This is a genomic window from Prosthecobacter vanneervenii (assembly GCF_014203095.1).
Lineage (GTDB): Bacteria > Verrucomicrobiota > Verrucomicrobiia > Verrucomicrobiales > Verrucomicrobiaceae > Prosthecobacter > Prosthecobacter vanneervenii.
Map to the genome: position 1 here is coordinate 101,005 of NZ_JACHIG010000015.1, position 11,091 is coordinate 112,095.

Genomic DNA, 11,091 nt, shown 5'->3' on the forward strand with positions numbered 1-11,091 from the left:
CCCCATGCTCAAAATTTCCTCCTTCAGCGTCTTATTCCTGGCAGTCTTTGCTGCAACAGCTCCAGCCGAAGACTGGGGCGCCTACCAGATCGTGCCGGTCAGCGCGCCGGAGTACGTCCTCGAAGCTGTGGGTGGAACCAAGCCGGGAGATGTTATTTCCATTCAGAAGCCGAAGGGTGGAGCGAACCAGAAATGGATCATCCATCCCAAGGGAGAGGGATGGTATCAGCTGATGCCGACCTCGCAACCAGGGCTGGTGCTCACGGTGGCAAGCGGCGGCAAGAAGAATGGGGAGAAAGTCACCGTCGAAGAAGATCGAAAGGCGGGCGCGCAGCTGTGGTCGATCACGAAGCAGGAAAACGGCAGCTATGCGCTGGAGCCGAAGCATGCGCCGGGGATGGGACTGGATCATCTTGGCGGAAAAAAGGAGGCGGGGGCGAAGATCGACCTGTGGCAGCACAATCCGAATGACCAGCATCTGCAATGGCAGATCAAACCGCTGGCGGGCAGCGCGATCGCCGGAGCAGTGGCTGCGGAAGCTACGCCCAGCTATGTGCCGCCAGCGATCAAGCCGGAGGATATCCTGCCGGGGACGATCAAGCAGACGCAGTTTAACCAGAGCAAGGTGTTTCCGGGCACGGTGCGTGATGTGACGGTCTTTATCCCGGCTCAGTATGATGGCAGCAAGCCTGCGTGTGTGTATGTGAAGACGGATGGCTACAATGCGCGTGAGAAGACTTTCATGGAGACGCTAATAGCCACGAAGGAGATGCCGGTGACGATTGGCGTCTTTGTGAAGCCGGGAACGCTGCCGGCGCCGATGAAGGGCACGATGGACCGGCGGAATCGTGACCTGGAGTATGATGGTGTGGGCGATGAGAATGTGCGCTTTTTGCACGATGAGCTGCTGCCGTTTGTGGCGAAGGAGTTTGGGCTGAACCTTTCGACGGATGGGAATGACCGGTGCATCTCAGGCGGGAGCAGCGGGGGCATCGCGGCATTCACGGCGGCGTGGCATCGGCCGGAGGCCTTTAGCCGAGTGTATGCGGCGAGCGGAAGCTGGGTGGCCTTCCGTGGCGGACATGAGTTTCCGACGATGGTGCGGAAGTTTGAAGCCAAGCCAATACGCGCCTACCTGACGACGGCAACGCATGACATGGAGAACTGCGCGGGTGACTGGTATCTGCTGGATCTGGAGATGGACAAGGCGCTGAAGTTTTCCGGGTATGACTATCAGTTTCGCAGCATCGAGGGACGCCACGTAGCGGGCTATGCGGAGAACTATCTGGAGGCGATGGCCTTTCTCTGGAAAGGCTGGCCGGAGCGTGTGAAAGCGGGGCCGAGCGCACCGAGAGCGCAGGAGGTGATCGTACCCGGTGAGGGGTGGGAGCTGCTGGCGGAGGGCTTTAAGAGCACGCGCGGGCCTTCATGCAATGAGAAGGGCGAGGTGTACTTTGCGGATACGAGCAACAACAAGATTCACCGCATTGATGTGGATGGGAAGGTGAGCGAGTTCGTGAAGGATGTGAATGCGCACTGTGTGAGCGTGGGCGCGGATGGGAAGGTTTATACGATCTCGGAGAAGTCTGGGAAGCTGATGTCTTTTGATGCCTGCGGGGCTGGCAATGTGGTGATGGAGGACATTCTGGGGCACTCGATTTTAGCGATGCCAAACGGCAACCTGTACGTGACGACCAACGGTGAGAAGCCGAGGGAAGAGGGCACGGTGTGGCTGATCAAGGACGGGAAGAAGACGCTGCTGGACCGGGGAATCAAGTTTGCGACAGGGATGGCGTACCGGCCGGACCAGTGGCTGCTATCTGTGGCTGAAGGGCACTCGAAGTGGGCATACAGCTACCAGATCAACGACGATGGCACGCTGAAGAACAAGGAGCGCTTTTTCCATCTGCATGTGGCGGACTGGGATGATGATGCGGGGCCAGAGTGCCTGTGCTACTCGATCGAGGGAAGGCAGTTTATTGCGACGAAGAGCGGGGTGCAGATCAGTGCGGATGACGGTCCGACGCAGATCATTCTGCCGGTGCCAGACCGCAGCCGTGTGACAGCGGTGGCGATCGGCGGGAAGGACAAGGACACGCTGTATGCCTTCTGCATGAGCAAGATCTGGAAGCGGAAGATTTTGCAGCATGCGATGGGGGCGTGGAGCCCGTGGACGAAGATGAACGGGACGAAGCTGTGAGCCCACGATGAAACCTATCCTCCTGACTTTGCTCACCCTAGGGGCTGCGGCCATATCCGCAGAGCCACCCACGGCGACGACGCTTTCACCGGATGATTATGGCATCACGGCGAAGACGCCGCCGGTGATCAAGGTGGATCCGGGGCCGAGGTATTTTCCAAGACTGCGGACGTGGCAGGGCATACCAAGCATCGAGCGAACGGCGAAGGGCCGCCTGTGGGCCACGTGGTATGCGGGCCCCTTGAGCGAGGGGAGCAGCGGGAACTATGCTCTACTGGTGACCAGCAGCGATGACGGACTGACGTGGTCGGACCCTGTGGCGGTGTATGATCCCACGAGCTTCTTTGACGGGAGCACGGGGGATCCGCATGTGTGGATCGATCCGCAGGGGAGGCTGTGGTGGTTTGTGTTTCGGATTCTGAAGGTGAAACATGCGGATGGCATCCGGTCGGAGTGGGGCTTTTGCTGTGAGAACCCTGACGACCCGATGCCGAAGTGGAATGCGCCTGTGTTTGCGGGTTTTGGACTGGGGCTGAACAAACCGACGGTGCTGTCCAATGGAGACTGGCTGCGGCCGATCGACAACAGCCAGGAAGTCAAACAGGGGACGCGAACGCAGTTTTATGTGTCGCACGATCAAGGAAAGAGCTTTTCGTTTTTCTCGAAGCTGAGCATCAAGGACGTGTCCTTTGCGGAGCACATGGCGGTGGAGCGAAAAGACGGGAGCCTGCTGATGATGGCGCGGACGACGTATGGGATCGCGCAGGCGGAGTCGTTTGATCATGGAGCGACGTGGGTGAACGAAGGGCCGTTTACGAAGGAGCGCGGGGTGAACACGCGCTTCTTTTTGCGGCGACTCAAATCCGGCGCACTGCTGATGGTGGTGAATGATGTGCCACGCGGGCGTGACCGCATGACGGCGATGCTTTCCGAGGACGATGGGAAGACCTGGCCACACAAGCTCGTGCTGGATGAGCGCAAGCATGTGAGCTACCCCGACGGCACTGAAGGGGCGAACGGCTTTATTTATGTGACGTATGACCGAGGCCGCTATGAACTGGGAGAGCAGGAGATCCTCTTTGCGAAGATCACAGAGGCTGACATCAAGGCTGGCAAGCTGGTGAGTGAAGGCAGCAAACTGAAACAGGTGATCAGCCGTCTGGCGGACGCGCAAGGCGGCGTGCATCACACACGCGAGCCGCAGCTGATGGAGGAGGCTTTTGAGAAGAGCCGGGGGAAAACGAAGCCGTAGTGGAAGAATCACACATGATGACTGACATGAGATACCAAACACCTGCCTGCCTTGCGGCTTTCCTGCTTGCCTCATTCACGGGGCTGGCAGCGGATACGATCACGAACTCCATCGGCATGAAGCTGGTGCGCATTGAAGCGGGGTCATTTGTAATGGGGCAGAATGGACCGGCGGCGGATTACAAGATGACGAAGCACCCGGAGAAGTTTGATGATGCGGACTGGGATGAGAAGCCTGCGCATCGGGTGGTGATCACGCAGGCTTTTCAAATGGGCGTGACCGAGGTGACTGTGGGGCAGTACCGGCAATTCGCGCCGGGGTTTCATGCGAAGGAAGCGGATGACGCTGCTGTGAATGGTGTGACGTGGGATGAGGCGGTGAAGTTTTGTGAATGGCTCTCAAAGAAAGAGGACAAGACCTACCGGCTGCCCACCGAGGCGGAATGGGAGTATGCCTGCCGAGCGGGAACGACGACGCTGTTTAACACCGGTGACAGCCTGCCGGATGGCTTTCAGCCGTGGTGGAGCGACATCGGCTATGCGGAGCGTTATTTTACCGGTGGGATGATGCCGCAGCCCTACCGCAAAGGGGCGAAGACAGGTCTGCGCGTGGCACAGACGGCGGCCAATGCCTGGGGGCTGCATGACATGCATGGGAATGTGGCGGAATGGTGTCTGGACTGGTATGGGCCGTATGAAGCCGGAGAGCAGACGGATCCAGTGGGGCGCAGCGAGGGGAATTTCCGTGTCTTCCGAGGAGGGCATCATTCCAGCTTTGTGCGACTGCTGCGCTCGGCGAATCGCGCGGCATGGCTGCCGCAAACGGGCAGCAACCGGGTGGGTTTTCGTGTGGTGATGGGAGAGATGCCGGCTGGCAAGACGCTGGCACCTGCGCCACCGCCTTTGAATGCCCAGAAGGTGAGCCAGGGGGTGGCGGAGATCACGCCAGCGCCACAGGATGTGCCGGTTTTCATCGGACCGAAGCCGTATGTGAAGATCGAGAAGGATTCCTTCGGTCCGCTGTTTTCCAGTCACAATCACAGCCCTGGAATCGCGGAGTGTCCGAACGGTGATCTGCTGGCGGTGTGGTACTCGTGCGTGGACGAGGGCGGGGCTGAGCTGTGCAATGTGGCGAGCCGTCTGAGGAAAGGGGCGAAGGAATGGGAAACGGCATCGCCATTCTGGGATGGTGCGGATGTGAACGACCATGGGCCAAAGATCTGGTGGGATGGGAAAGCGACCTTGTATCATCTGGTGAAAGGTCGTGATGAAAACCTGGTGAGGACTTCAACAGATAACGGCGCGAGCTGGTCGGCGGCTCTTGTGCTGGAGCCCGCTGGTGAGTTTGGGAATCAGATGATCCGACTCACGGATGGGACGATGGTCATTACTCATGATTCGAGGCAGTGCAGCCTGGTCTTCAGCCGTGATGAGGGAAAGACCTGGGGCTTTAACGATGTGAAACAGCGGGCGAGTGATTTCAGGCCGGGTGGCAAAGGCTTCCGCCATCCGGGGATTCATGCGCCGATTGTGCAGCTGAATGATGGACGGCTGATGGCGTTCAGCCGTAATGATCCGCCGGAAGATCAGGCGAAGTTTGAGCTGAAGACGCCGATCAGCTACAGCAGCGATCTGGGAAAGAGCTGGACCTATGAGGCCAGTGAATTTTCGGCGATCAGCAGCGTGCAGCGTGCGGTGATGATCCGCCTGCAAGAGGGCGGCATTCTTTTGTGCAGCTTCACTGATCAGTGGCGTGACTGGAAGAACCGGAAGGGGATGAGCTTTAAATCGAAGGCTGGTGAGTTCACCGGCTATGGGATGTTTGCGGCGGTGTCTTTTGATGAAGGCAAAACGTGGCCTGTGCGACGGCTGATCACGCCCGGAGGGAAAGAGCGGTCTGTGAATGGGATTGACCGGGTGATGTTCACACTAAGCGACACAATGGCGGAGCCGTGCGGCTATCTCTCTGCGACGCAGACTCGGGATGGGAACATTCAGCTGATCACCAGCAAGAACCATTATGTTTTCAATCTGGCGTGGCTGAAAACCCTGCCGTGATCTCTTTTAATATGAACACCCGCATTTTTCTCGTCCTGCTCACCGTTTTCGTGCTGTCTGCTGCAGCAGAAGACACTCTGCCGAAAACGGCCGACACTTTTGATGTAGATGGTCACAAAGCCTTTCTCTACGCGGCCCCCGCCTCTGCACCCGGGAGGCCCTGGGTGTGGTATGCACCGACTTTGAAGGGCGTGTCTTTGGCTGGACGGAAGATGTATTTTGAGGCTTTCATGAAAGCGGGGATCAGCCTTGCAGGATATGACCTGGGAGAGGTGCGAGGCGCGCCGGGAAGCACAGCGAAGTTTTCGCTGTTTTATGAGGAGATGGTGAGGCGTGGATACTCGCCTAAGCCGATACTGCTGGGACAGAGCCGGGGCGGCATGATGACGCTGGCGTGGGCGTTTCGGAATCCGGACAAGGTACGTGCGTGGGTGGGCATCTACCCGGTGTGCAATCTGGCGAGCTGGCCGCTGAAGAACTCGAAGCCACAGACGCTGACTGATTACGGACTGTCTGAAGAGGAGCTGAATGGGAGGCTGAAGGAGTTTAATCCGGTGGACAATCTACAAGGATTGCTGGCGAACAAGGTGCCGATGTTTTCGGTGCACGGGGATTCGGATGTGGTGGTGCCCCTGGAGCTGAACACGTCTCTCCTGCAGGAGAGGTACAAGGCGGGCGGAGGGCAGATCGAGGTGAAGGTTATTCCAGGAGAGGGACACAAGGTGGGACCTTCATTTTTTGAGTGTCGGGAGCTGGTGGACTTTGTTTTAAAGCACGCCGATCACTGAGCACTTTATTTTCTAGCCGCCATGCATCGGACACTTCTCTTCACCTGCGCTGTTTTTTGGATGCTCCTCACCTGCGGAGCACGAGCCCAGCAGATCATTCTGCTGAAGCTGGATGATGTCATTGCACGACGGGTGGGGACGAAGCCAGTGTCCGACCGGTGGCTGAAGGTGCATGACTATCTGGTGGCGAATCAGATCAAGGGGTCGTTTGGGATCATCACGGAGTCGCTGGAAAAGGACAATGCGATGTATTTTCAGTGGCTGAAGGATGTGCAGGCGGCGGGGCAGATTGAGTTCTGGATGCACGGCTACCACATGAAGACGGCGAGCGAGCCGGGGGAGTTTGAACATGGGACTGCGGAGGAGCAGCGGGCGATTTTGGCGAAAGGCGAAAAGCTGGCGAAGGAGAAGCTGGGATTCACACTGCCGGCCTTTGGCCCGCACTGGAGCGGCACCACCGAGGCCACGGATGAAGCAATGGAGCTGGTGCCGGAGGTGACAATCTGGCTGTATGGGCCGGAGAAGCCGAAGTACTACAAGCGGCTGAGCATCCCGCGAGTGATGGCGCTGGAGAACCCCACCTTTGTGCCGGACCTGGAGAAGTTTAAGACCTTCTATGAGGCGAAGGCGGCGAAGCGGGAGGTGCTGGTGCTGCAGGGGCATCCTGATCAATGGGATGACAAGCGCTGGGCGGGCTTTACCGGGATTATTGAATTTCTGAAATCGAAGAACGTTCAGTTCATGACGCCCTCCGAGTATCTGAAGAAAGTCCAAGCGAACCAGCCATGAGAATTTGTTTACTGGTCGCCGCACTGGCCCTGAACACCATACACGCGGCAGAGCCGCCGAAGCCGACGCATGCCGATGTGGCGTATGGTGCGCATGCGCATCAACTGATCGACATTCACCTGCCGCCGAAAGGCGAGGGCCCCTTCCCTGCCCTGCTCTGGTATGGCGGGATCTGGAAGGCATCCAAACATGCGGTGGATGTGAACCGCTTTTTTCCGCATGGGATTGCAGTGATTGCGGTGGAGGTGCGGACGATGGAGGATGCGACCAAGGACAAGGTGAAGGAACCGATCTCCTATGTGCTGGAGGATGCGATGAGCGCGGTGAAGTTTGTGCGCGAGAACGCGGCCAAGTGGAACCTCAATGCGGGCAAGATCGCGCTGGGGGGAGGATCGCAGGGGGCACTGCCGGCGCTGTATGTGGGCTGCAAGGCACCTGAACTGGTGACGTGCGTGGCGGCGTACCGCTGCCAGCCGACGATCGACCCGAAGAGGATGCAGGAGTGGGTGCCTGGGGTGCAGTGGGGTGCGCCGGCTCTGGGCTGCAGCTTTGAGGAATCTCTGAAACGCCGTGATGAACTCCTGCCGGTGATTCAGAAGTGGTCGCCGGACTGGCTGCTGAGCAAGAGTGCCGCGCCGATGTATTTTGAGAACGAGTGGGGCATGACGAAGCCGGATGACATCGTGGAGACCAAGGTGGACAGCAGCGGGAAGAAGACCGAAGTGCACAAGCCCCTGACGCAGAACAACTACGATGTGCACTCGCCCGCGTGGGCCGTCGGATTTCAGAAACTGGCACTTGCGGCAGGTGCCGTCTGCCATGTGAAGTATCCGGGTCATCCCACCGAAGGGTATTACGACATCTGGAATTTTATTATCAAACAACTGACATCCAAACCATGAAGACACTGCTGACCTCCCTGATCTGCCTGATCTCAATCATTTCCTTTGCCGAAGAAGCACCGCTGGCAGCGGTGCAGGCGGCAGATGATGCGCGTGTGGCCGCAATGAAGGCGCCGGATCGTGAAAAGCTGGGAGCCATTTTTTCGGATGAACTGCGCTACGCCCATTCGACGGGTGTAGTGGACACAAAGACGTCGTTTATTGATGTGCTGGTGGCGGGCAAAACGAAGTATCAGGAGATCGATTATGTGGAGAGGAAGTTTACGTTTCCAGCACCGGGGATCGCGCTGATGACGGGAAGTGCGAAGCTGAAGATCGGGACGGAGGCAGGCACCCTGGAACCGACACTGGCGTTTCTGGCGGTGTGGAGACTGGAGAATGGAAAGTGGCGGTTTCTGGCGTGGCAGTCGTGCAAGCTGACGCCGCCGGGGGCTGCCGCGAAGTAGATTTCATGGAGGGAGTGCTTCCTGGCACAAGGAGTAGGGCGGGGCTTTTAGAGAACGCTGCTGGTGGTTTCTGGGTGTGGCGCAGTGCTGGGTTTGCTTTCCGGTTTTTGCTAACCGCAACCCAGGGCGGCGCTCGCTTAGGCTCGCTTGCCCTGGGCTATATTACGTCGCCCTTTCAGGGCTAGCGTGGGAAACGGAGTGAATGGTGTTTGCGGAGCGCCGCACAGGGGATTCCCTTCGGGGCTGCGCAGGTGCGGGCTACTATGGCCGGCGCATATGCGGAATGCCCAAGGCATAATGGGATGACGAATGACTCCATCCAGAGGATGCAATGATGAGCAGGGGCGCTACGAAAGGCGCACGTGCAGGGTCTGCGTCAAAGATGCGCATGCAGGGTTCAAGATTCTGCATGTGGTGGGGGATCATTGTGGATAAATGAGGTGGCGGAGGGTGCGTTAGAGGCGATTGCAAAGGCCTCTGGTCTGAGTCGCTTTTTATTCGACATGAAACTGCTTTTTCTACTTCCCCTCCTAGCCACTGCGAGCCTGGCGGCTGAGCCTCATCTGCCCAAGGGAACGAAGGCGCTGGCCTCGGCTGCGAAGAAAGGACACGGGCCACTGGCACTGGTGAACCTGAACCACCATGTGCTGGGACATGCTAAGGTGTTTGGCGGCAAGGAGGACGATTTGTTTGTGGCGGGCTACGGGGGACCGCAGGCGGTGCATCTGTTCCGATGGGTGGATGCGGCGGAGACGGGAGCGCCGGTGTTTGCGCAGCCGGTGGAGGTGAAGTGTGCGTTTAAGGACAAGGGGAGTGTGTTTCAGCGGAAGGATGGCGTGATCATCGGTCTGTGGATCGACAAGGATGCACTGGTGACGACGGAGTTTGACCGGGAGAAGGTGGAGTTTCGGGAAACGAAACGCACGAAGCTGCCGGGCGCAGTGAAATCGCCTGGGAGCCTGGGGGTGCTGGTGAATGCGGATGGCGGATATGATCTGGCGTTTGAGATGTCGAATGGCGGCAAGGGCGCGGAGGGGAGCCCGAACACGGAGGAGTGGAGGCCGTACAACTCGTCGGGCATTGCTGTGGGGGAGCTGAGGTATCGCTACCTGATGGGAGTGACGGCAGACGGCAAGGCGAGGCAGATCACGGCGACGAAGAACGAAGTGTATTTTTCGATGCATGGCGTCACGGCGATCAACCTGGGGAAAGGACACGAGCGGGATGTGGTGACGGGATCGCGGCAGGGGAATCTCGTACATTATCACAACACAGCGCCGAGCGGATTTGAACTGGAGAGGAAGCGGCTGATCGCGGGTGAGGATGGGAATGCGCTGCGGCATCCAAGCATCAACCCGAGTGTTTGCGCGTATGGCGGCGGGCTCATTGCCTGCGGTGAGGGATCGCCGTATTTTTACCGGTTCACGGGGAAGTTTACGAAAGCAGGAGCGCCGATTTTTACGGAGCCGGTTTCGGTATTGCAGGAACACGCGGACCTGTATGCCGGCACGCTGCCCTCTCCGACGACGGTGGACTGGGATGGGGACGGGGTGCTGGACATTCTGGCGGGAAATTCGGAGGGGTTTGTGCTATTCTTTAAAAACACCGGCAGCAATGAGGCTCCGACGTTTCTACCCGCGACGCGCGTGAAGGCGGGCGGACGAGAGATTCAGGTCCAGGCGGGCTATGCCGGGAGTTTGCAGGGGCTGCAGGAAGCGCGGTGGGGGTACCTCTCGCCGAATGTGATCGACTGGAACGGGGATGATCTGCCGGATCTGATCACTGGTGACATCACGGGCAACTACCTGATTTATCTGAATCGTGGTACGAAGACGGAGCCGAAGCTGGAGGTGGCGCATCCGATTTATTGCGACGGGATGGATCTGCACGGCATGTGGCGATGCCGTGCGGCGCTGGCGAAGATGGGTGAGCGTGTGGCACTCGCGATCGTGGACGGGGATGATCACTTCCACCTGTACTGGCGGATCGATGACTACAATGTGGAGGATGGCGGAAAGCTGCTGCTGGAGGATGGGAAGCCGATAGGCGCGAGCGGTGGCGTGGGAGGGATGAGCGGGCGCTGCAAGCTGGACTTCTTTGACTGGAACCAGGATGGCAAACTGGATTTTGTGATCGGGACGGGACGTGTGTGCTGCATTCCTGATCGTGCAACGGGGTACCCTATGGCGGCGCTGGGGCAGAACCCGGTGGTGGGCGGACTGGTGGGAAAGCTGGTGGATTCCGCACTGCCTGCGAAGCTGAAGAAGACGCTGGGTACGCCGCTGGTGATGCTGAACAGTGGAACAAATGAAGCGATGCGCTTTGCGAGGCCGCTGACGTTTCAGGATGAGGAGGGCAAGGTGGTGCAGCCCGGTGGCGCGCATGAGACAGGAGCTGTGGGCACGATGCTGGGCGGCAACGGGCCGAATTTGCTGATCTGCAATGAGGCCGGACGGATGTTTCTGCTGCCGGGGAGAAAACTGCAAACGAAGCCGTGAGGTTTACACGATGCGCAGTCGAAAACTGGTCTGTATGTCAGAGACGACTGCCATGATTTGCGGAGACTAGGCCGTGTTTGAAAACCCTCAAGAGCCATATCTGAGCCAGTCGATGACGGAGGCAAACTGAATGAGGGAGAGGAAGTGGCGAGCAAGCTT

General features: G+C 58.6%; 8 protein-coding genes. All 8 read left to right on the forward strand.

The window, feature by feature from the left end; translation table 11 throughout:
• The first annotated feature begins 4 nt into the window (after positions 1-4).
• The 8 genes from HNQ65_RS24330 to HNQ65_RS24365 all read left to right on the forward strand — a co-directional run bounded on the left by HNQ65_RS24330 (position 5) and on the right by HNQ65_RS24365 (position 10,932).
• A complete protein-coding gene (locus tag HNQ65_RS24330; RefSeq protein WP_184344014.1) occupies positions 5-2,200 on the forward strand; it encodes an RICIN domain-containing protein in 2,196 nt (731 codons plus the stop codon).
• A gap of 7 nt (positions 2,201-2,207) precedes the next feature.
• Positions 2,208-3,452 (forward strand): sialidase family protein, encoded by a 1,245-nt coding sequence (locus HNQ65_RS24335; RefSeq protein ID WP_184344016.1) that lies wholly within the window; start codon positions 2,208-2,210, stop codon positions 3,450-3,452.
• 26 nt (positions 3,453-3,478) lie between these two features.
• The gene (locus tag HNQ65_RS24340) at positions 3,479-5,509 is read left to right on the forward strand and encodes an SUMF1/EgtB/PvdO family nonheme iron enzyme (RefSeq protein WP_184344018.1); all 2,031 of its coding nucleotides are present in this window, start codon (positions 3,479-3,481) and stop codon (positions 5,507-5,509) included.
• Positions 5,510-5,520: 11 nt separating this feature from the next.
• A complete protein-coding gene (locus HNQ65_RS24345) occupies positions 5,521-6,297 on the forward strand; it encodes an alpha/beta hydrolase family protein (RefSeq protein WP_184344020.1) in 777 nt (258 codons plus the stop codon).
• Positions 6,298-6,318: 21 nt separating this feature from the next.
• On the forward strand, positions 6,319-7,086 hold the full coding sequence (locus tag HNQ65_RS24350; RefSeq protein ID WP_184344022.1) for a DUF2334 domain-containing protein: 768 nt from the start codon (positions 6,319-6,321) through the stop codon (positions 7,084-7,086).
• Entirely contained in the window at positions 7,083-7,988 is a 906-nt protein-coding gene (locus tag HNQ65_RS24355) for an alpha/beta hydrolase family protein (RefSeq protein ID WP_184344024.1), read from the forward strand. Before HNQ65_RS24350 ends, HNQ65_RS24355 begins: the two co-directional genes overlap by 4 nt.
• Complete coding sequence (locus HNQ65_RS24360) at positions 7,985-8,434, forward strand: nuclear transport factor 2 family protein (protein ID WP_184344027.1); 450 nt, start codon at positions 7,985-7,987, stop codon at positions 8,432-8,434. Before HNQ65_RS24355 ends, HNQ65_RS24360 begins: the two co-directional genes overlap by 4 nt.
• A 503-nt stretch (positions 8,435-8,937) precedes the next feature.
• A complete protein-coding gene (locus HNQ65_RS24365; RefSeq protein WP_184344029.1) occupies positions 8,938-10,932 on the forward strand; it encodes an FG-GAP repeat domain-containing protein in 1,995 nt (664 codons plus the stop codon).
• Positions 10,933-11,091: the final 159 nt, after the last annotated feature.

Coding starts and splice junctions, on each gene's coding strand:
- HNQ65_RS24335 (WP_184344016.1), top strand. CDS start 2,208: ATGAAACCTATCCTCCTGACTTTGCTCACCCTAGGGGCTGCGGCCATA.
- HNQ65_RS24345 (WP_184344020.1), top strand. CDS start 5,521: ATGAACACCCGCATTTTTCTCGTCCTGCTCACCGTTTTCGTGCTGTCT.
- HNQ65_RS24350 (WP_184344022.1), top strand. CDS start 6,319: ATGCATCGGACACTTCTCTTCACCTGCGCTGTTTTTTGGATGCTCCTC.
- HNQ65_RS24355 (WP_184344024.1), top strand. CDS start 7,083: ATGAGAATTTGTTTACTGGTCGCCGCACTGGCCCTGAACACCATACAC.
- HNQ65_RS24360 (WP_184344027.1), top strand. CDS start 7,985: ATGAAGACACTGCTGACCTCCCTGATCTGCCTGATCTCAATCATTTCC.
- HNQ65_RS24330 (WP_184344014.1), top strand. CDS start 5: ATGCTCAAAATTTCCTCCTTCAGCGTCTTATTCCTGGCAGTCTTTGCT.
- HNQ65_RS24365 (WP_184344029.1), top strand. CDS start 8,938: ATGAAACTGCTTTTTCTACTTCCCCTCCTAGCCACTGCGAGCCTGGCG.
- HNQ65_RS24340 (WP_184344018.1), top strand. CDS start 3,479: ATGAGATACCAAACACCTGCCTGCCTTGCGGCTTTCCTGCTTGCCTCA.